Source organism: Hoylesella oralis ATCC 33269 (genome assembly GCF_000185145.2).
Taxonomy (GTDB): Bacteria; Bacteroidota; Bacteroidia; order Bacteroidales; family Bacteroidaceae; genus Prevotella; species Prevotella phocaeensis.
In genome coordinates this window covers 1,088,356-1,111,895 of record NZ_GL833119.1, presented here as the reverse complement: position 1 = coordinate 1,111,895, position 23,540 = coordinate 1,088,356, and the positions used below count along the sequence as shown (strand labels likewise).

Below are 23,540 nucleotides of genomic sequence, written 5' to 3'. Positions count from 1 at the left end.
GGGTTACGCTCCTACGGAAGAGGCAGGATAAAACCCTTTCTCTCCATGCCTACACGTAGGTTTCGAGGAATTTAACGGTTCCAGACACCTTGATCGTCTGCGTTGTTGCCGGCAACAGAATGCTCTCCCCTGCACGGATAACGCACTCGTTTCCCTCATTATCGACGATAGTTCCCTCGCCTTTCATGCCTATAAGTATCACAAAGCTGTCGAGTTCGCTGTAATCGATGGTCATAGGTTCGTCGAGATCGTAAACCGCAGTACAGAAATACGGGCACTGCACAAGGCTCACACCTTGGTTTTTCTGCGGAACATACTCTGTTCGATAGTTATTCTCGACCTTGAAGTTGATACATTCGGCAGCCTCTTTCGTATGCAATTGGCGGTAATGACCGTCCTTATCTTTGCGCTTGAAGTCGTAGATACGGTAGGTAACATCGGAGGTTTGTTGTATTTCGGCCAAGAAACAGCCGGTACCGATGGCGTGGATACGACCGGCAGGAAGGAAAAACACGTCGCCCTCTTTTACGCTGTACTGCGCCAAGGCATCGGTGATAGTGTCGTCTTCCACCTTCTCTTTATACTGTTCGGGCGTAATCTGTTCCTTCAATCCGCAATAAAGTTTGGCATCAGGATCGGAGTTCATGATGTACCACATCTCTGTTTTTCCGCGACGCTTGCCTTGCCTGTGGGCAATCTCATCGGTGGGATGCACCTGTATACTCAAATCCTGACGGGCATCGATGAACTTGATAAGCAACGGAAACTCATCGCCAAAGCGTTCATAATTGTCCTTTCCCACGAGCTCGCCCTTATATCTGCGCACGATATCATTGAGCGATTGGCCTGCAAGATCGCCCTCGCTCACCATCGTTTCATTATCTTTAACACCGGAAATCTCCCAACTTTCTCCCACATTATCGAGCTTCTCGCTGAGATGTTTGAACGGTATAATCTTGTCTCCCCCCCAGATTGTCTGCTTTAGCAGCGCTTTGAATTTTAATGGTTTCATGCGTTTATTTTATTTGTTTGTAGTTATGTGGATCGCTTTTCGGGCGATATAATCAGTTTTCTTTCCAGAACTGCGGCGTAAAGATGACGAGAACGGTAAAGATTTCCAAACGGCCTATGAGCATCATCAGCGAGCACATCCACTTCACAAGGGCCGGTAACATGCTCCAAGACATGGTAGGTCCGATTTCTATACCCAGTGTAGGGCCAACATTTCCGATACTGCTGAGGGTGATGGTTATGGCATTCGTATTGTCTACTCCTACTGCTATCATGGTGAAAGACACAATAAGACAAAGAATAAGGTACACGGTGAGGAAAGCCAAAAGCGTAACACGTTTCTGCTGCTGTACGTTCACACCGTCGATTTTCATAGGCAACACCGCATTGGGATGCAGTATCTGTCGGAATTCGTTCTTAATGATTTTGAGCAACATTACGCCACGTATGCACTTCATACCGCCGCTTGTACTGCCCGAACAGGCACCGAAAAACATGCAAATGGCAAGGATTACCCACGTTACATGCGGCCACTTGCCCGCATCATCGTTGAAGAGACCGGTGGTAGTGATAAACGATACCACTTGGAAAATGCCCGAACGGAAGGCATGTTCTATGTCGTAATGGTTACGAATTATCAGTTCAAGCATGATAAACAGTGAAAACGAAACGATCAGAAGCAAGTAGAAACGGAACTCTGCATTGCTGAAAAGCTGCTTGAACTTAAACTTTGCTGCCGAAAAATATAGCAAAGTGAAGTTCACTCCCGATAGAAAAGTAAACACGGTGCATACATATTCCAGCGTCGGGGAATGAAAATAGCTGATACTCTCGTTATGAGTAGCGAACCCGCCTGTGGCTGTTGTCGACATCGAAAAGTTCAGTCCGTCGAACCAGTTCATACCTCCAAGCAGATAACACCCGAAACATGCTGCCGTAAGAACGAGATATACCATCCATATCCATTTGGCACTCATCGACAATCTCGGGTGTAATTTGGAATTGATCGGGCCGGTTGCTTCTGCCGAAAACACCTTAACGGAGCCGCCGACCATCGAGGGAAGGAGGGCAATCGTGAAGAATACGATGCCAAGACCGCCTATCCACTGCGTTAAAGAACGCCAGAAAAGCAAGCCATGCGGCAATATATCAACGTTATCTATTACGGTTGCGCCGGTTGTAGTGAACCCCGACATGGTTTCGAAATAGGCATCTGTGAAGCTCGGAACGTAGCCGCTGATGATGAAGGGCAACGTTCCGAAAAGGCTGAATACCATCCATGCCAACGTTACAACGAGGTAAGCATCGCGTAAAGATAGGAAATTATCGGCATTACGCCCCACATGTCGGAGCACGAAAGCGCAAAATAACGTCGTTATAACCGATACAATGAAAGCAAAGAGATCGTCTTCATTGTAACAAAGTGCCATAACAAGGCAGCATATCATCAGCGATGCTTCGATGAAAAGCAACGATCCTAATATCTTATATATGATTTTAAAATGAATCATTCCTCCTAAAAAGCCGCCCCAGACGGCATTGTTTGTTATGCTTAAATGAAGAACTTCTCGATATTCTTCATATTCAGACCGTAGCAGAACACCACAACCGTGTCGCCTGCCTGTATCAAAGTGTTACCCGAGACAAGCATTCCTTCGCCGTTTCTCACAATACCTCCGATAGTCATACCGCGCGGCAAGCCCAGTTCGCGCACCGGTTTTTTGGTAACTCTTGCCCCCTCTTGCGGCACAAACTCGGCCACATCGGCGTTCACTGTCATAAGAAATCTTACGTTCATCACATTGGCATCGAGCATCATCTGGTATATATGGCTGGCCGCAATGGCTTTCTTGTTGATAATGGTTCCTATATCCAAACTCTCCGCCATGCTCACATAATCCAAATTTTCTACCACAGCAACGGTCTTTCTCACACCGAGTCGCTTAGCTGTGAGGCATGCAAGAATGTTCGTTTCGGCATTTCCGGTAAGGGCAACGAATGCCTGCGTGTTGTTTATTCCCTCTTCCTTGAGCAGATAGGTGTCGCGTCCGTCGCCGTTAATCACCAATGTTTTGTCGGTTCTCAGTAGTTCATTCAGCTCTTCACAGCGCTTCTCGTCGATCTCAATGATCTTTGCATGCATGTATTCAGGCATGGTTTCAACGGCTCGAACGGCCGTCGAGCCGCCTCCCATTATCATTACATTCTTCACATCTATATAATGTTCCTTCCCTACCATCTTACGAATAAGGGGAATATACTGCTTTGTAGTCATGAAATAAACAAGATCATAGAGCTTTAGTTCATCGTTTCCGCCCGGAATAATGGTATCTCCGTCGCGCTTAATGGCCACGACATGGTAAGGATCATCGGGCCCGCAAAGGTCTTTCAACGGACGGTTAAGTATCTCACACGTTTCGCGCAACTTAATTCCGAGCATTACCAAAGCTCCGTCGTGCACATCCCAACGCTGCCTAACCCACGACATTTTCAAGCCATTATTAATATCCTTTGCGGCCAACATCTCCGGACAAATGATGGAACTTACCCCAAGATTCGAGAAAAACTCATGCAACTGTGGCTCCGTGTACTCCGCATCATCGATCTTAGCCACGGTCTTTTTAGCCCCCAGAGCCTTGGCCAACATGCACGAAGTCATATTCAAATTTTCGTCGGGCGTAACGGCTATGAACAGATCAGCATTGCTCACGCCCGCCTCCTTCAACGCTTTTATACTGTTAGGCATGGCCTGCATGGTAAGCAGATCGAACTCGGTATTGATTTTGTTCAACCGTTCGATGTCCTCATCTATTAGCGTTATGTCTTCATGATCGCGCGACAAGAGCTTGGCCAAGTGGGTTCCGATGACATAAGCACCGGTAATGATTATCTTCATTGCAGCAATACTTTCTTAATAGATTTTTTATCCAATCCTACGATTTCACGGAGCTGTTCTACCGTTCCGTGCTCTATAAACTTATCAGGCACACCCATTCGCACCACTTCAGGCTTGAACTTGTGGTCGTTCATCCAATCTAAAACAGCCGAACCCATACCGCCATTGCGCACTCCATCTTCTATCGTGACGATTTTCGAGAACCGTGTGCCCACTTCATTCAGTATATCTTCGTCGAGCGGTTTGGCAAAACGCATGTCGTAGAGCGCAATCGAGCGCGGCTCACCGGCATTTGCAGCTTCAGTTTCAGCCTCGGTTATCGCTTCAAGAGCATCGTTCCCGAGCGGTCCGAGGCTCAACACAGCCACGTCGTTGCCACTCTTTATCTTACGTCCGGTGCCCACCTTGATTTCTTCGAGCGGGCATCCCCAGTTCACAGTATCGCTGTTTCCGCGCGGATAACGTATCACGAACGTACCTTTATCGGGCAGTTGAGCCGTGTACATCAGTCGCCTCAGCTCATGTGCATTCATAGGAGAAGCGATGGTGATATTAGGAACAGGGAGCAAAGCAGCTATATCGAACACACCATGATGCGTAGGACCGTCCTCTCCCACCAAGCCTGCACGGTCGAAACACAGTACTACCGGTAGGTTCAACAGCGCCACATCGTGGATAATATTGTCGTAGGCACGCTGTGCAAACGCACTGTATATGTTACAAAAAGGTACCAGTCCGTCTTTCGCCATGCCGCCCGAAAAGGTAACGGCATGCCCCTCTGCTATACCTACATCGAATGTCCGATCGGGAAACTTCTCCATCATAATGTTCATAGAGCAGCCTGTAGGCATCGCAGGAGTTACGCCTACGATACGTTCATTGGCTTCTGCAAGCTCTAAGAGCGTATGCCCGAACACCTCTTGATACTTGGGCGGTCGCTGCGAGCAGTCGGTAACAAGCCGTTCACCCGTAGAGGCATCGAACTTCCCCGGTGCATGCCAGATGGTTGCACTCCTCTCCGCAGGCTCGTAGCCCTTGCCTTTGGTGGTATGAAGATGCAGGAGTTTCGGCCCTTTCATGTCTTTCAACTGTCGCAACACACGTACTATTTCCTTCACATCATGCCCATCAAACGGCCCGAAATAGCGTATATTCATGCCTTCGAAGATATTCTGTTGATGACTGATGGCCGATTTGATGGCATTATTCAGGCGGATAATGCCCTTACGTCTGTTTTCGTTAAGGTAGCCTTTTGCATGCAACCATTGCGATGCCTTAAAGCGCAAACGGTTGTAGGTTTCGTTGGTATCGAGATTGAGCAGATATTTTTCCATTCCTCCTACGGCTCGATCGATGCTCATGTCGTTATCGTTAAGCACGATCAACAAATCGTTCGGCGTAGACGAAACATTATTCAATCCCTCGAAAGCCAGCCCTCCACTCATAGAACCATCACCGATTACGGCCACTACATGGCGGTTTTCGTGGCCTGTTTTCTTAGCCGAAACGGCCATACCCAGCGCTGCAGAGATGGAATTCGATGCATGTCCGCAGGCAAAAGTATCGTACTCGCTCTCACAGGGCGTAGGAAAAGGCCTGACACCTCGCAATTTACGATTGGTACAAAATATATCTCGCCGCCCTGTAAGTATCTTATGTCCGTAAGCCTGATGCCCTACGTCCCACACGATACGGTCGTCCGGCGTATCGAAAACGTAGTGTAAAGCCACCGTTATCTCCACAACGCCTAACGAAGAAGCAAAATGTCCCGGATTTACCGATACCTCTTCGATGATATCCCTCCGCAATTCTTTGCAAACATCCGGCAACTGTTCGATGTCTAACCGGCGCAAGTCTGCCGGATAATTGATCTTGCTTAATAATCCAAATTTACTTTCATCCATCGAAATTCGGTATGAATAACCATGCAAAGGTAATGCAATTCGGGAACAAAACAAAATAAAAGGAACTTTATTTAGAGCCGGATATCTTGCTTCCATGCAGTATATATGTTTATTGAAATAAATCGGCGTTATATTGCGAATGACTATGTAAATGAAATATAAATACCCATTCGCAGCATTACGTCTGCTTTCTTTCGTCGGCAGACAGTATATCTATCGCCGATAGAAGTACTATTTATCGGCAACATTTTATAGACCTATTAAATATAAACCGTATATCTGTTTCTTAAAAAGATAACTCTTTCTTGTTCAAAATCTTTTGTGGAACCAAGAAAAAAGCACTATCTTTGCAGAAGATAGGTCTCACTCGGCAATTTGAAAGCAAGCTTTCATTGCACTCGTTTGCACTATCTTTGCAGAAAATAGGCTGCACTCGGCAATTTGAAAGCAGGCTTTCATTGCACTCGTTTGCACTATTTTTATAAATTAAATGAATTCTACAAAGCACCTATGAACAGGAAAATCGCATTATTAAGCACTTGTTTAGCAGTTTCATCAGTTATGATCGCACAAACTAAAGATGGCGGAATATCGCCACAGATGCTCGAAAAAATAGACATGGCGCAGGTTCATTCCTCCACCAGTAAGGCGCTCTTCAACGCCATTGCATCCAATAATATCGACGATTTGGCAAAGAATTACGCCAATAAAGGAACGGTAGATACTTATTTCAGCGTAGAAACACCCAAGCAAAACATACACAATCAGCAGAGTAGCGGGCGCTGCTGGATGTTCTCCGGACTAAATGTATTGCGCGCAAACTTCGCTAAAGCGCATCAAGATACACTGTCTGTGGAGTATTCACAGGCTTATCTCTTCTTTTACGACCAGTTAGAAAAGGCTAATTTGATGCTTCAAGGCGTGATAGACAATGCAAAGAAGCCTCTTACGGATGCCCGTGTGCAATTCTTCTTTAAGAATCCAATCAACGATGGCGGTACATTTTGCGGCGTTGCCGACCTCGCAGAGAAATACGGACTGGTACCTATGAGCGTGATGCCCGAAACCTATTCTACCGATAACACCAAGATCATGGCCCGCATGATATCATCTAAACTGCGTGAATATGGCTTGGAATTACGCCGAATGGTGGCAGATGGTAAGAAAACAACGGCCATCCAAGCCCGCAAGACAGAGATGCTGTCTTCGATATATCACATTCTAACGCTCACAATCGGTGATCCTGTAAGAGATTTCACATACGCCTTCACCAACAAAGAGGGCAAGGCACTTACGCCGGTCAAACGGTATACACCGCTCGAATTCTACAAAGAAACGGTCGGAAAGGCCCTCAACGGCTCTTTCATTATGGCTATGAACGATCCGCGCAGGCCGTATTACAAGACTTACGAGGTGGAATACGACCGACACATGTACGACGGACATAACTGGAAATATGTGAATTTGCCCATAGAAGATATTGCCCGAATGGCTATTGCATCGCTACAAGACGGACATAAACTGTACTCCAGCTACGATGTGGGTAAGCAGTTAGACCGCAAGCGAGGCTATCTTGATACCGAGAATTATGATTATGGTTCGCTTTTCGGTACTACTTTCGGCATGAATAAGGCCGACCGTATTGCCACATTCGATAGTGGAAGCACCCATGCCATGACGCTCACAGCGGTTGATCTGGACGAGAAAGGACAACCAAAGAAATGGAAAGTGGAAAACAGTTGGGGCCCCGACTACGGACAGAAAGGCTATCTCATCATGACAGACCGCTGGTTCAACGAGTTTTCTTTCCGCATGGTTATCGACAAGAAGTACGTTCCAGAGAATATACTCAAGGCCTCTGAGCAGAAAGCAACGATGGTTGCGCCCGACGATCCACTGTTCGGAATGGATGATTAAGTACGGTCTGTGGGGGCAGATCGGCATATCTGTCTGTAATCAGTTCATCAATCGTTCGTTCTCTTGCAAATAGTTGCGTCGCTCTTTCATCTTAAGTATTCACATCATTGCTTAGAACAATCGGATGAATTGTTTGCTACCGGTAACGGTATTCGTCCGCAATTCCTCGGGCACAGGTTCCATCAACCGATGCTATTCATCAGCATAAGAAGGCAAAGGTGCTATCAATCGCAGTCGAAGAATGCCGCCAATGCACACGGCATCGGTACTTTTAACGGGAGAAACTCATCTTCATCGCGTTTTTTTACCAAAGCCGAAAGGGCGGCATACTTATAAGACACGGTGGTTGTCATTACTTATATCCGGAATTTTGCTTTAGGTTTACATTCAGTTTGCATACCGCATCGGGAATGGGGAATACGGTGGTATAGCCGCTGCTCTCGCCATCCAACTGCGGTCGTTGGTCGTAAGACGAGGAGAATTTGCCGAACCTGATGAGGTCTTGTCGGCGCCATCCCTCCCACATCAGTTCCAACAAACGTTCGTCGAGAATATTCTTAAGCGTAGCAGAGCGTGCCGGCATGCCAGCTCTTGCCCGCACTCGGTTCAATTCCCTATCGCCGTTTTCACCGTTACGCACCTTGGCTTCCGCCGTCATCAACAGTACATCGGCGTAACGGAACAGCACGATATCGTTGTCTTGCAGCTTTCCATCCAAGTATGCAGTGCGGTCTATCTCGTACTTGCTCATACGTGCACCGGCGGTCTTTTCATATTCCGTGCCCGTCAGATCGAGCTTTACCTCCAACGGCATATACACCAACGGCTTGTCTTTGCTAAGGTAAACAACGCTTCCATCCACCCGCAGCGTGTCTGAATAGAAGTTCAAGGCGTAACGGGCGTCCACGTTTCCCGTGCCGTAGCCATAGGTTTCGACCGTTGAAACGGTAGCACTCGTCCCGTTTTCAGAACCCATTCCCAACATATCCCCATGCCTATAATGCCGACTTCTGAACAAATAATGGAATTGATTGGCATAGACAATCTTGTTCATCGGTATGGTAAAGATGTTTTCCACACTGCTCTCGTTGTGCACTGTGAAGTTTTTAGCGTAATTATCCTCAAGAGAATAGCCGGCCGAAGCTATCGAATCGGCGTAACATTCCACTGTCTGCCAAGCGTTGAGCCTGCGCCCTGCCACCGTAAAATAGATATTCTTACCATCAAGTTTTGTGCCATCGGTCCAATCGTTGTCGGCATATACCTCTGCATTCAGTGCGAGTTTGGCCAGCAAGAACCACACTACAGGACGGGTGATGCGCCCGTAATAAGCACCTTCTCGGTTGCTGTGTTCGTTGGGAAGCAGCGGTGCAACAGCCTGAAATTCATCGAATACAAAACGAAAAACCTTACTCCGGCTGCTCTGTTCTATATCCTTAATAGAGGTTCCCTCGGAAACTACGAGCGGTACATTGCCGAACATATCTATAAGGTAATAATAATACATGGCACGCACAGCACGTACTTCAGCTTCGTAAGCCGCCTTTTGCGCATCCGTAAGCAACGCCTTATTCTCCTCAATACGCACCAGAGAGCGGTTGCAAATCACAATCACCTTATACAGATAGCCCCAAGTATCGTACAAAGAGCGGTCGGTAGATGTCCAACGGTGCAGGTATAAGTTCTGCCAGAAGCCCCCGTCGTACCAGTCGCCGCCTCTTGTAGGGAGCATAGCCTCATCGGTCGTGAACGTATTATAGTCGTACACGCCGCGATAGGTACCCTGCAATCCCTCACTATCAGCATGCCCTCCTATATAATTATATAATGTGGACACGGCATTGATGTACAGACTTTTTGCCGAAGTGTATGCTTCCGCCTCCGGTATCTGGTCTCTCGGGTGCTCATCAAGACACGATGTAAGCGACAATAACACCAATATAATGACTGCAAAATGTTTCATATTCTTAGAATTGAATGCTTAAACCGAATGAATAAGAGCGGTACAAAGGATAAGAACGCTTATCGTCTATGCCCAATGTGTTGCTCACCACATAACTGTTAATCATAGGTGTAAGACCGCTATAGCCCGTTATCGTGGCAAGATTGTTAACGCTTAACGACAATCGAAGCGAGCTGATATGCTTGGAATGCAGCGGAACATTCCACCCAACAGTAAGATAATCGAAGTTTAGATAGTCGCCTTTCTCCAGCCAATAATCGGTTGCAGTCTGGTCCTTGATATTCTGCACCAGCGCTTGAACCATTACATTGTAATCCGGAAAGCTCGACATATTCATGTAAGTCAGTGCGGTTCCGTTGTATATCTTGTGCCCGAAAGCGCCGTTCATCTGCAAACTAACGTCGACATTTCTGTATCTGAAGCTGATATTCGAGCCTAACGTCAGCTTCGGAGTGGCCTGTCCGGCGATATAGCGGTCGCCGCCGTCTTCGATATTCACGGTTCCGTTCTTATCAAGGTCTTCTATCTGATAGCGATAAGAGCCATCGTTATTCCTCACAAGTCCCGTGCAATGAGGCAAATAAAACACACCTAACGGCTGTCCTACTATCTGATACACGATGTTGTTGTTACCTCCATGGAAGCCAGCTCCATTTAGAGAGCCGATACTCGTGATGTCTGCCGCCGACATATAGGCACCCTTATAGTTTCCACTCAACGATATAAGCTTGTTCTTTTGGAAACTGAGGTTCACGTTCACGTTAAGTTCCATGTCTTTTCGTTGCAAAGGAGTGAACCCCAAACCTATTTCGAGACCGCTATTGCTCATCTCTCCTATGTTTGCAAGTAACTTATTATAGGCATAGGGGGGCACCGGAACGTCGTAGAGATAGAGCATATCGCTCGTTTTCGAGTAATAATATTCTGCTGTAAGTACAAGACGATTGCTCCAAAAGCCCATATCGGCGCCGATGTTGAATGTACTACGCGTCTCCCACCTTAGGTCTGGGTTCGCATTCCTTATGGTTCCCATCGTCACAGTGGGTGTTCCGTCATACGAAACAATGCCGATCGGCCGTACAAGTTGCAGCGAATTGTAGGAACTGATACCACCGAGATTACCCGAAGTTCCGTAACCTGTGCGCAGTTTCAGCTGGCTCAACCACCGCAAAGAGCGCATAAAAGACTCGGCTTTCGCATTCCATTCCGCCGATACAGACGGGAAGTAGCCCCACGTATTGTTCTTCCCGACCATGCTGCTGCCATCGGCTCGTGTGGTCAGGGTGAGCGAATAACGATCTAAAAGCGTATAAGTAAAGCTGCCCATCAGCGATCCGAGTGCCGGACTTTCATAACCCGATCCCGTTCCACCGTAGGGAATGGTGGAACCTGCGGCCAAGTTATCGTAACCGAAAAGGTTGGTCGTAAACCCTTTTACAAGCGTCCAAAAGCCCGACCGATTGCTTTTTTGATACTCACCGAGCAGGGTTGCCGCCAAATGATGCACTCCCCACGTATGCCGGTAGTCTAAAGTAAGGTTGCTAAACCAGTCTTCTTGCTTGTGTTCTCCGCGATATGCCTGCCCTTGCGCCCACACCCATGTGGGACAGAACTGCGCATTTTCGGTCGAGATATAAGTGTACGAGCCGAACAACGTAAGCCTCAAATCCTTCATTACATCGAAAGTAAGTTTAAGATGCGTATTGAAATTCATGCTTTTCTCATCGTTTTTCTCACCCAACAATGCCATAGGATGGTTTATTTGCGAGGCAGTCGTGTTCTTATCCCAGCCCCCCTTGGCATTCATTCCTGTAGAGAAAGTGGGATTTTGCGAGGCTGCCGAGTAGAACAGTTGCTGCACATCGAAGATATCTTTGCTGTGCATAGACGAGCCAAACACACCAAGATCTACCGTCAGCAGATTGTCGAACGCCCGCTGCGAAAGGTCTAATTTTGCCACAAAGTTATCGTATTGCACTATTTTTATTACCGTATTATGCTCCATAAAGCCGAGCGAAGCGCGGTAATTGGAACTTTCCGTACCTCCGCTGAACGCCACATGGTGGTTTTGAACAAATCCGGTACGCGTAACAGATGCAGGAAAATCGGTATCGAAACCACCGTCGTTATAGTCTATCCCCAACGCTTTAGCGGTAGAAATATAGCCATCGCGGCGCAACATTTTCATGTTTTTGTACACCGACTCGAAACCCATGTTACCTTCGTAAGATATATGAAACTGTCCGCCATGCCCTTTCTTGGTGGCCACAACGATAACTCCCGAGGCACCGCGCGAACCGTATTGCGCCGTTTCAGCGGCATTCTTCAAGATGGTAAAGCTCTCGATATCGGCCGGATAGATGCTGCTCAGCGCAGCCAGATCGGACGACACGCCGTCGATGATTACCAGCGGATCGTTACCACCCGTAAGCGATGTGGTTCCTCTTACGCGCACACTGCTCAGCATGGCCATACGTTCGGCACCGCTCGAGGCAATGTTCACGCCCGCTGCCTGCCCGTTCAGCGCATCGAGCGAATTGATTACGAGCCCCTTGTTCATACGCTCCTCGGTAATTCTATCGGCCGAGCCCGACCGCAAAACACCCAAAACAGAATCGGTATTCAGACTTAGATATCCCCTTTGAGCATACAAAGGAAAGGCCAAACAAAACGAAAAAGAAAAGACAAACATCCGCAATATCCTCATGGCTCACAATATTTAGGATTAGAAAACTATACAAAGATATATATATTTTCGGATATATACCAACGAAAAAAGGGAAATCTTTCCGATTTCCCTCTGCACTTCAGCTCTGCCAAGAGACTGATTATTTATGCTTCTTATAATACTTCAGCCCTTCTTGTACGTTCTTGATAAGCCCACGAGAAGAGAATGTAGCGCCGCTAACTGCATCGACATCCATCTTTACAGCCTTGTTTACCGGCACGCCTTCGTACTTTGCAAGCAGCTCTTTTGCACGGTTGAAGTATTTTGGAGTTTCCTTATTGGGCAACGGTTCTATCTTTGCAACCTTATTATCTGAAATAAATATCTTCACCGGAGTAGGCCCCTGAAAGCCTTTAACATTCTTGACAATGAGCTGAGTATTTACAACTGTCATGCCATCACTCTTAGAAATAACGCCGTCGGAAGGCATTGCACTGACGAATAATGCCACTACCATTACGGCTATTACTGTGGCTATCATACCGATTGTTTTCTTATCCATAACCTGTTTACCTTATTTTTTATTTCGCATGCAAAGATAAATATTAATGTCGAAAGCAAGAAAACAGAGCCCTAAAATTAGCTTTTTTTGGCACAAAATACCTATATCGAGGTAGATTTGTCAAACGACAAATAGGCATATCAGAACAGAGAAATATTGATAACCGTAACCTTTTGAGTTTGAACATGCTAAATCTTCACAAAGCGCATAACACCCCTTCGGCAAGATACTGAAAGGAACAATGGAAACAAATAATATATCTATGAGGCATAGACTATAAGTCTGTCGTCGGTACCCTGCATATATACCAATCATAGATGATACATGCAACGAAAATTCCTATCAGAAATTGGCTTTCTACAGAGCAGGTGTTGGTGCGAAGCACCTATACGTTCACGATGATGACAATAACCTGCAATTCCGCAGGCACTGTGTTCTTTCCTCCCCTTTTGGTATTTATAAGAAAAAAGCACAATACTGATAGAGGCGGATGGTTAAGTGTATATCACACACAGGATAGGTGCTTCGCTCCAACACCTGCCCTGCAGAAAGTACATCAGCCATGCAGCTGACCTCGCAAGAAAAACTGCATATTCTTTATATAACACTCGCTGGGTAGAACAGTACGGCGCGGATGATTCGGCAAAAACATTTGCGTACTCTTTACATACTATGCCCGCAACATGTATAAAAACAGAATATCCGCCTGCGAAACCACATATATACACGGATCACAAGCGGGTATTCGCAACGTTCCGAACGGCAACTATACCAAATGTTCTATAAGGTCGGCACGCTCACCCGGCAACATATCGATCACCGGAATTTCTATCATCGTGTAACATCCGGGCTGTAAACGCATGGAAGCACGTGCTACATTGACCAGTACCTGTGCGGTAAGCGCAGGATTGTTGATACTCATGCGGAACTCGAAACGCTGGTTCTGCGTCTTTCCACTTACCCCTTTGCGCACCAAATTCACACCATGCCCCATGTCGCGCACATCGTCTACCGACGGTACTTGGAACACATGTGTCTCGTCGTTGGCGAAATACGGATCGGCTTTGATATCTTTAGCAACATCATCCAGCCTTATACCGTCTTCAAGTTCTACATATACCATGCGTCGATGTATGCCCTCGCCCAGCGGAATGGTTACCGAAAGAGCATTCTTTACGCCTTTCTTGCTGCGCACACATACGCTGTGTCCCATCGACATGCCCGGGCCGAAGTTGGTATACGACAGACCTTTGGGCGCAAGGCTTTGCAAAAGAGTACGCACAATGCTATCCGAACCCGGATCCCAACCGGCACTTATCACGCTTACTGCGCCGTTTGCCTTGCATAGAGGCATCAGCTCGTCGCGATAGGCACGAATGCCGGTGTGAATGTCGTAACTGTCTACCGTATTGATACCCAAAGGCAATATCTGCTTGGCATACTCCGGACAGCTGCGAGTAGGCGTAGCAAGAATAGCCACATCTACCCCCTGCAGCTCCTTGATGTCTTTCACCACTTCGTATTGTGCCAGTTCTGCAGGCTTATCTGCTGCCCCTTGACGACGCACAATGCCTGCAATCTCGAAATCTTCCGACGCTTCAAGCGCCTCGATCGCATACTTTCCAATGTTTCCGTAGCCTACTACGGCCGCTCTGATTTTCTTCATATCTTGAATGTTTAATGAGTTGAATTTTCTTATCGGTTGCAAATTTACACGATTATTGCGTAACATCTACCAATCGAATACATTTTTTAATCGTTTTAAAACAAGCAGGCAAAATAAAAGTTATTATTGTTAAATTCGTCTGAAATACAATAAGAGAAGGTGCAGAGCGTTATATTATCGTATATATACAAAATAAAAAACAGATCATGATAGAATATATCAGGGGCGAACTTGCAGAACTTACCCCCGCTCTGGCCGTTGTAGAAGTGGCGGGAATAGGCTATGCGCTTAGCATATCGCTCAACACTTACAGTGCTATACAAGGTAAAGAAAAGGTGAAACTGTATGTTCATGAAGCGTTGGTTACGGGCGGTCGCGACGACAGTTTTACACTCTACGGCTTTGCTTCGAAACAAGAACGCGAACTCTATCGCCTTTTAATCACGGTATCTGGCGTAGGTGCCAACACTGCCCGTATGATCCTCTCCACCATTTCGCCCGCTGAACTGTGCAATGTCATAGCAAATGGCGACGAAAGAATGCTGAAAGCAGTGAAAGGGATAGGCCTGCGAACGGCACAACGTATCATTGTAGACCTGAAAGACAAGATAGTTAACAGCGGTATTGCTACCGAATTACACGTAAGCAGCGAGCCTGCAGCGATGGTAAACAACGGTATCAAAGATGAAGCAGTGAGCGCTTTGACCATGTTGGGCTTCTCTCCGGCACCGTCGGCCAAGGCCGTTACCGAAATTCTAAAAGCCGATCCCGATCTTCCGGTGGAACAAGTAGTGAAGTTAGCCCTAAAACAAATTAAATAGAAAAAGAGGAATTAGGAAGGAGAGAGGAGCGATGTTTTTGGATGAAGGATGAAAGATAAGGGATGAAAATTTTATGTTTTTATTCGTCTTTTGTCTGTTCTACATACGTTATTAACAAATGAAATCTAAGGTTCGGATATATAGTATATTGCTCATATCGTTTGCTATCAGCGTGGCAAGCTATGCCATATCCGCACCATTCTGGCAGGATAACCATGCTCGAAGGCATTCTCAACAGCGCGACACCATGCGAATAGCCGCCCAACCCATTATAGATAACGAAGATTCCATACCCGACTCGCTGCTCAACAGCCGATGGAAAGTGCAACGAACCATACCGATTACTTTAGACGACCTTGATCAGAATGCCATGGATTTGAAACGTCCGGACAACTTAAAACAGGATGTTGTTTACAACGACACGCTAAATCGCTACATTATAGGTACTAAAATCGGGCCGTCTTACATATCTGCACCCATTATGATGACACCGGAAGAATTCCGTAAATGGAGCGAAAAGCAGCAAATGAGCCAATATTTCCGGTCGAAAAACGACGAAATTTACAAAGCTAAAGGTAAGGAGAAGTTCGACTTTACCGACATGCACTTCGACTTGGGCCCCGCAGAAAAGATATTCGGACCGGGCGGTGTGCGCATTAAAACACAGGGAACGGCCGAATTGAAGTTCGGTGCAACGATGAAAAACATAGAGAATCCCTCTATTCCGGAGCGCAACCGTAAGACGACTTCGATGGACTTTAATGAGAAGATAAACCTGAATATGAACGGTAAAGTGGGAGATAAGGTTAATATGAACCTGAACTACAACACCGATGCGACCTTTGATTTCGACGCACAAAGCCTGAAATTGAAGTATGACGGTAAGGAAGACGAGATTATAAAGCTCGTTGAAGGCGGCAATATATCATTCCCATCCAATTCATCCCTGATAAAAGGCGCCAGTTCTTTATTCGGATTGCGCACCGATTTACAGTTCGGAAAGCTGAAACTCCAACTGGTTGCCTCGCAAAAGAAGTCGTCCAACAAGAGCGTTTCATCCAAAGGAGGTGTGCAATATACACCTTTCGAGATAGATGTATCCGATTATGAGGAAAACAGGCACTTCTTCTTATCGCAATATTTCCGCGACCATTATAATGCAGGCATGAGAAGTTTGCCCAATCTTACTACAGGAATTAAAATGAACCGCGTGGAGATATGGGTGACAAATAAAACCGGTACAACTACGAATACCCGCAATATCGTTGCTCTTACCGACCTCGGAGAAAATGCGAAAGTATCGAATACGCGGTGGACGCTAACTGGCCAGCCTGTGCCTTCGAATGCTTCGAACTCGGAATATGCCGAAATGGTGAACGCTTACGGTACGGCACGTAACATCGACCAGACCAATTCAACGCTCGATGGAGTAGGGCTCGTCGGTGGTACAGATTACGAAAAACTGGAGAGCGCACGACTTCTGAACAGTTCGGAGTACACAGTAAATACGGCTTTGGGATATATTTCGCTCAAACAGGGCCTGCAAACAGACCAAGTACTTGCCGTGGCTTACGAATATACTTACGGCGGATTGACCTATCAGGTGGGCGAATTCGCTGCCGATCTGACCGATGTAAATCAAGCTCTTTTTGTAAAGTCGCTGAAAAATACGAGCAACAATCCCGAACAGGGCAACTGGGATTTGATGATGAAGAATGTGTATCGTCTCGGTGACAATATCGAACGTGCGAAGTTCCGCCTCGATGTAAAATTCCAAAGCGATACTGCCGGCGTATATCTTACCTATATCCCCGAACCTCAAGTTAAGAGTTATCCCCTGATAAGGGTATTGGGGGCCGATCGTCTTGATAATAACAATAAGCCTCATTCGAACGGTTATTTCGACTTCGTAGAGGGATATACCGTAAGTAATGGGCGCGTATTCTTCCCCGTAACAGAGCCTTTCGGCAAATATATCTACGACTATCTCATCGATAAAGGTGTATCTACTGACAAGGCTTCGCGCTATGCATTTACGGAACTCTATAACTCTACCAAAACTGCAGCTAAACAAATAGCCGAAAAAGACAAGTATATATTGACTGGACAGTTCAGAGGTTCCTCCGCTAATGTTATCTCTCTTGGCGCATACAACGTACCTCAAGGTTCTGTTGTGGTTACGGCCGGCGGCGTTACCCTGCGCGAAGGTACCGACTACTCGGTAGACTACAGTGCGGGAGAAGTCACTATACTGAACCAAAGTATTATAGATGCCGGCACTAATGTGAACGTTTCATTGGAGAGTAACTCCGATTATGCGCAAGAACGCAAGACTATGTTTGGCATGAATTGGGAATATAACTTCTCTAAAAACTTCCAAATGAGCGGAACATTGCAGCATCTGTCGGAACAAGCCCTTACAACTAAGGTAAATATGGGTTCGGAACCGCTGAACAATACGCTGTGGGGAGTGAACATAAACTGGAAAAAAGAGAGCCAATGGCTTACTAATATGCTCGACAAACTGCCATTCCTGCACCTTACGCAACCATCGAATATCTCGTTCACAGGCGAATTTGCACAGCTTATAGCAGGCCAAAGTCACGGCACACAGGACAATGCTTCGTACCTTGATGACTTCGAAAATACCAAATCCTCGATCGATGTAAGTACACCTACTTCATGGATCATCTCGAGCGTACCGTCCATGTTCGCCGAACACAACGACAAAACAACGCTGGCAAGCGGCTTTAACCGCTCGTTATTGGCATGGTATAACATCGATCCGTTGTTCACCCGTCGTAGCAGTTCGCTTACCCCGGGCCACATAAAAAGCGATTTAGACCAATTATCCGACTTCTATGTGCGCGAAATTTATGTCAGAGAGCTGTTCCCGAACCGCAACCAAAGCTCTTATAACGGCGCTACGTCTACCATACCCGTGCTCAATCTCGCTTATTATCCTAACGAACGCGGCCCTTACAATTTCAATCCCGACCTGTCAGCCGATGGTTCTTTGAATAATCCAACGCAGCATTGGGGCGGCATGATGCGTAAATTAGACACGAGCGATTTCGAAACAGCGAACATAGAGTATATAGAATTCTGGATGCTCGATCCCTTCATCTACACCAAGGATGCAGGAACAGCCTCGGATTATGGAGGAGATTTCTATATTAACCTTGGCGAAGTGAGCGAGGACATTCTACATGACGGCAAGAAATTCTATGAGAGTGGCATGCCTGTAGATGGCTCCCAAGCCTACACGACGACGCAATGGGGCAAGATTCCAACCCAATCGACAGTAACATATGCCTTTGCTACCAGTAAAGGATCGCGTGCCTTGCAGGATGTGGGGTTCAATGGACTCAACGATGAAGAGGAACGTAACTACCCTTCTTACCAAAACTTCATCAGTTCTATACAAGGTAGAGTGAACCCGGCCGTACTCGATTCCATTCTTAAAGATCCCGCCAATGACAATTACCACTACTTCAGAGGCGCGGATTACGATGCTATCGAGGCACCCATCCTCCGCAGATATAAATACATAAACAACCCTCAGGGCAACTCACCCGACACAGATACCCGCAGCGAAAGCTACGACACATCGTACAAGACTACACCCGATGTAGAGGATATTAACCAAGATTATACTCTCAACGAGTACGAAAAATATTATCAATACCGCGTTTCGATACGCCCTGAAGACTTGGTCGTAGGACATAACTTCATCGTAGACAAGCGCGATACCAAGCCTTCGCTCCGCAATGGTAAAGACCGTACCGTCACTTGGTATCAATTCCGTATCCCTTTGGATCAGTTCGAAAGGCGCGTAGGTGCCATCTCCGACTTCACCAGCATACGTTTCATGCGCATGTTCATGACCGGTTTCAAGCACCCGATCGTGCTGCGTTTCGGCAGTCTCGATCTCGTTCGAGGCGAATGGAGAGTATATGAGCAGAACTTAGACGACTCCCCTTCCACCTCGGGGAAGATGGCCGTAAGCGCCGTAAACATAGAAGAGAATAACGATAAAACGCCAGTTAATTACGTCTTACCCCCGGGAATACGACGCGCACAAGACCCTACACAACCGCAACTTGTAGAAAGTAATGAGCAAGCATTGGACATGATACTCACTAATTTGGGAACAAGAGAAGCGAAAGCCGTATATAAGAAAACCAATTTAGACTTGCGCCAATACAAACGTTTGCAAATGTTCGTGCATGCAAATGCCATGGAACAAAACATTACAAACCTTACAGATAACCAACTGGCGGTATTTATAAGATTGGGAAGCGATTATAAGAGCAATTATTATGAGTATGAAATTCCTTTGAAACTCACCCCTCCGAGGCGTTACGACACTTATTCTTTAGCCGATTGCAAGGCGGTATGGCCGGAAGAGAATATGCTCGATATTCCGTTAGACATATTTACCTCTCTAAAAAAAGAACGCAACAAAGCCAAAGCAGAAGGGCGTGCGTCGTTCAACCGTGCCTACAGTGCCTACGATGAAAGTAAGCCCCAAAACAGAATTACCATAAAAGGGAACCCGACACTTGGCGAAGTAAAAACCATGGTTATCGGTGTGAGGAATAAAGCAGGCGACATAAAGAGCGGCGAGGTGTGGCTCAATGAGCTACGACTCAAGGAATACAACAACGAAGGAGGATGGGCTGCGCAGGGCAATCTGAACGTTCAACTGTCGGATTTCGGCACGGTCAATATGCAAGGACGTTACATGTCGAACGGTTTCGGAGGGCTTGAAGAAGGCGTAAGCCAACGTTCTACCGACGATTACAAGAACTATAGCGTTACCGCAAACTTCGAATTGGGCAAATTTTTCCCCGATAAAGCCAAGGTAAGTGCACCACTCTACTACAGTATTACTAAAGAAGAAAAGAGCCCGAAATATAACCCGCTCGACACAGACATGAAACTGAGCGATGCTCTCAACGCTGCCGAAAGCAAATCGGCACGCGATTCGATCAGGAGTATTGCCGTAACAAAGTCTACAAATACTAACTTCTCACTGTCGAACGTACGTGTAGGAATACAGACAAAGCGCCACCCTATGCCCTACGATCCGGCAAACTTTTCGTTTTCTTACGCCCACTCGCACCGATATACGAGCGGTAAAACCACGGTATATGAAAAAGAAGACAACTGGAGAGGTTCACTCAATTACAACTGGACACCCGTTTACAAACCGCTGGAGCCTTTCAGAAAAATAAAAAACCGTTCGAAATGGTTCGATATACTAAAGCGCTTCGGACTCAACTGGTTACCACAAAACGTGGCATTCAATACAGAGATTACCCGTAACTATTATGAATTGCAGGAACGGGATATGGAAAGTACGGACAATTCTAAACTTCCTTTGACTTTTAATCAGCAGTTTCTTTGGAATAGAGATTTTACCTTGCGCTGGGATATCACGAAGAATATCCACATGAACTTCCAAAGTGCCACCCATGCAGAGATAGAAGAGCCCTACACACCCGTCAATAAAGACCTCTATCCCGACCGCTATCAGGCTTGGAAAGACTCTGTTTGGAACAGTATTAAACATTTCGGAACACCGTTAGATTATAACCAATCTTTCTCTCTTTCTTACCAATTGCCGCTCAATTTGTTACCCCTATTCGATTGGATCAATGCAGATGCCAACTACACAGCCGTATACAACTGGGTAAGAGGCACCGATCTCGAAGACGGAACATCGCTCGGAAATACCATAGCCAACAACCGCAGCCTGAATATCAACGGCACATTCAACTTAGAGAGGATGTATAATCACATCCCGTTCCTCAAGGCTGTCAACGACAGGTTTAACAAACCACTGAACCGCAATGCCAATACAAATCGTAAACAAGTACAAAAACAAAAGCCCATCAAAACCAAAAACGAAAAAGACAATAATGAAAAAGAGGCAAAAGATAGTAAAGCCGAGCAACAGAAAAAGGCACTCCCCAAAAACAAGAACAGTTTCGAACAGGAAATAACACTTTTGCCCGACACTACTATCACCGTGAACCACGGCAAAAGAAGCAAACGCCTTATCATTTCGGCAAGAACACCCGAAGGCAGAATATTTAAGTTGAAATACCGCAAGATCGACCAAAACAGCATACGCATCAAGAATAAAGTAGACTCAGCTCTTAAACTTAAGATTACTGTATTGCCCAAAGAACCGCTCGAAAACAAAAGTTGGTACCGCACGGCACAAACTGTAGCACGCCTGCTTATGATGGCTCGCAACGTCAGCATATCCTATCGCAACCAATACTCTATGTCGCTGCCGGGCTTCATGCCTACCATCGGCGACGCTTTCGGGCAGACACGCGGCGCCGGAGTTCTATCTCCGGGCCTCGACTTTGCATTCGGTCTTACCGGCGATTCTTATATAAACAAGGCACGCGAGAATAACTGGTTACTGCAAAACGACTCTGTTGCCACCCCTGCCACCACCAACAAAACCGAAGACTTGCAGATAAGAATGACCTTAGAACCCATAAGAAACCTTAAAATAGACCTGAATGCAAGCCGCACACAAACTATAGCAAAGAGCATACAATATATGTACGCCGGCAATCCAACCACGCAGAGCGGCACCTTTACCATGACTACAATTTCGCTAAGAAGCGCTTTCGAAGGCATAGGCAATGCAAACAACGGCTTTCGCAGCAGTTCCTTCATCCGCTTCTGTAACTCTCTCGATGGCTTCCGCGACCGTGTAGAAGCCTTATATGCCGGTTCTATCTACCCTGCAGGTACATCTCTCGCCGGCAGACCGTTCAATCCGGCCAACGGAACCGTAAACAAATACAGCGCAGATGTAATGATTCCCGCATTCATCTCTACCTATACGAGCATGTCGGGCAAATCGCTGAGCCTCTTCCCCGCCCTCTCTCGTCTGCTTCCCAACTGGACTTTGCGCTACAGCGGATTATCTTCATTGCCGTGGTTCCGCGATGTTTTCAAGAGCGTAAACATCAACCATTCCTATAAGAGCATCTTTGCCATTGGCTCGTACAACACGTTCAGCACTTTTCAAGAGTACATGAACGGGCTCGGTTTCATAACAGATGCCACAACAGGCAACCCTACGCCCAACAGTATGTATAACATTTCGGCGGTTAGTATTAACGAGGCGTTCTCGCCGCTTCTCGGTATAGACCTCACATTCAACAACAACTTAACCACTAAAATAGAGTATCGCACCACACGGGTGCTCAGCCTGAGTACCACAAGCATACAGATCAACGAGGCTGTAAGCCGCGATTGGGTGATCGGACTGGCCTACAAACTCAACGATTTCAACCTTTTCGGCATGGGTGGTTCGCGACGTATCAAGTCGAAAGCGAGGAATAAACAGCCTCAGCAGAACCAAACTCAAAGCACATCTACACGAAACAGCAGCAATCCCAACCACGATTTAAACCTACGTCTCGACATCAGTTACCGACGTCAGGCAAGTATCAGCCGCGACATTGCCTCGATGACGAGCGCTGCAAGCAGCGGGAACACAGCCTTCAAACTTAGTTTCATGGCCGATTACACACTGTCTAAAATGCTCACCATGAGTTTTTATTACGACCATCAAACCAACACACCGCTCCTATCAAGCAACAGTTATCCTACTACAACCCGCGACTTCGGATTGAGTCTTAAGTTTTCACTTACAAGATAAGCTAAGAATAACCAACTTCCCTATTCTTTATCTTCTCGCTACCCCCTCTCTGCAGGAAGAGAACAAGTTTTGCGAAAGCCGATATAACATGTAGCATATCACCCCATTCTCACCTATATAATCGTGAAAGAAGTACTTACTGAAACAGGTATATTTATATGGTAATTTTATTACATGTATGATTTATGCCTTACAGGCACACCATCTATTTTTGATAAACAGATAATATAATCAAATTGTAGGGGATTAAATAAGTTAAGTCTCCATATATGTATCATTAAAACAGTACATTCTTCAAAAACTCAGACAAACAAAATTTCTGCAACACATCCATCTAACATTCATCGTTATTCATTCATCACTTATCCTAACGCCCCTTATCTTTCATCTCAAACATATACCACAATCGTGGTATGCAGAATGCCCTATTTGT

The 23,540-nt window shown here is 46.3% G+C and carries 12 protein-coding genes; 3 read left to right on the top strand and 9 right to left on the bottom strand.

Going from position 1 to position 23,540, the window contains the following annotated elements; all coding sequences use genetic code 11:
• Positions 1–49: 49 nt before the first annotated feature.
• Genes HMPREF0663_RS07225 through dxs form a run of 4 tightly spaced genes read right to left on the bottom strand, consistent with a single transcriptional unit; the run spans position 50 to position 5,811 of the window.
• On the bottom strand, positions 50–1,012 hold the full coding sequence (locus tag HMPREF0663_RS07225) for a type I phosphomannose isomerase catalytic subunit (protein ID WP_004369706.1): 963 nt from the start codon (positions 1,010–1,012) through the stop codon (positions 50–52).
• A gap of 52 nt (positions 1,013–1,064) precedes the next feature.
• A complete protein-coding gene (locus HMPREF0663_RS07220) occupies positions 1,065–2,522 on the bottom strand; it encodes a TrkH family potassium uptake protein (protein ID WP_004369705.1) in 1,458 nt (485 codons plus the stop codon).
• Between the two features lie 41 nt (positions 2,523–2,563).
• On the bottom strand, positions 2,564–3,907 hold the full coding sequence (gene trkA / locus HMPREF0663_RS07215) for a Trk system potassium transporter TrkA (RefSeq protein ID WP_004369704.1): 1,344 nt from the start codon (positions 3,905–3,907) through the stop codon (positions 2,564–2,566).
• Positions 3,904–5,811 carry a 1-deoxy-D-xylulose-5-phosphate synthase gene (gene dxs, locus HMPREF0663_RS07210; protein WP_036875462.1) on the bottom strand — a complete coding sequence of 636 codons (1,908 nt, stop codon included), beginning with the start codon at positions 5,809–5,811 and terminating at the stop codon, positions 3,904–3,906. The genes trkA and dxs overlap by 4 nt, the downstream gene beginning before the upstream one ends.
• A gap of 510 nt (positions 5,812–6,321) precedes the next feature.
• Between dxs and HMPREF0663_RS07205 the strand changes: the two genes are divergently transcribed.
• The gene (locus tag HMPREF0663_RS07205; protein ID WP_016665275.1) at positions 6,322–7,728 is read left to right on the top strand and encodes a C1 family peptidase; all 1,407 of its coding nucleotides are present in this window, start codon (positions 6,322–6,324) and stop codon (positions 7,726–7,728) included.
• Positions 7,729–7,952: 224 nt separating this feature from the next.
• Here HMPREF0663_RS07205 and HMPREF0663_RS12260 read toward each other — a convergent pair whose 3' ends face one another.
• From HMPREF0663_RS12260 to HMPREF0663_RS07185, 5 genes are all read right to left on the bottom strand, one after another.
• On the bottom strand, positions 7,953–8,081 hold the full coding sequence (locus HMPREF0663_RS12260) for a hypothetical protein (RefSeq protein ID WP_004369701.1): 129 nt from the start codon (positions 8,079–8,081) through the stop codon (positions 7,953–7,955).
• A complete protein-coding gene (locus HMPREF0663_RS07200) occupies positions 8,081–9,691 on the bottom strand; it encodes a RagB/SusD family nutrient uptake outer membrane protein (RefSeq protein ID WP_004369700.1) in 1,611 nt (536 codons plus the stop codon). The genes HMPREF0663_RS12260 and HMPREF0663_RS07200 overlap by 1 nt, the downstream gene beginning before the upstream one ends.
• A gap of 4 nt (positions 9,692–9,695) precedes the next feature.
• Entirely contained in the window at positions 9,696–12,398 is a 2,703-nt protein-coding gene (locus HMPREF0663_RS07195) for a SusC/RagA family TonB-linked outer membrane protein (protein ID WP_016665276.1), read from the bottom strand.
• Positions 12,399–12,519: 121 nt separating this feature from the next.
• Positions 12,520–12,921, bottom strand: a complete 402-nt coding sequence (locus tag HMPREF0663_RS07190; protein WP_004369698.1) for an FMN-binding protein — start codon at positions 12,919–12,921, stop codon at positions 12,520–12,522.
• Between the two features lie 766 nt (positions 12,922–13,687).
• Positions 13,688–14,587: a diaminopimelate dehydrogenase gene (locus HMPREF0663_RS07185; RefSeq protein ID WP_016665277.1), complete on the bottom strand. Its 900-nt coding sequence runs from the start codon at positions 14,585–14,587 to the stop codon at positions 13,688–13,690.
• A 206-nt stretch (positions 14,588–14,793) separates the two neighbouring features.
• Here HMPREF0663_RS07185 and ruvA point away from each other — a divergent pair, with 206 nt between their 5' ends.
• Together ruvA and sov are read left to right on the top strand one after the other, a co-directional pair.
• Positions 14,794–15,408: a Holliday junction branch migration protein RuvA gene (gene ruvA, locus HMPREF0663_RS07180; RefSeq protein WP_004369694.1), complete on the top strand. Its 615-nt coding sequence runs from the start codon at positions 14,794–14,796 to the stop codon at positions 15,406–15,408.
• Positions 15,409–15,526: 118 nt separating this feature from the next.
• The gene (sov, locus tag HMPREF0663_RS07175) at positions 15,527–23,107 is read left to right on the top strand and encodes a T9SS outer membrane translocon Sov/SprA (protein ID WP_004369692.1); all 7,581 of its coding nucleotides are present in this window, start codon (positions 15,527–15,529) and stop codon (positions 23,105–23,107) included.
• Positions 23,108–23,540: the final 433 nt, after the last annotated feature.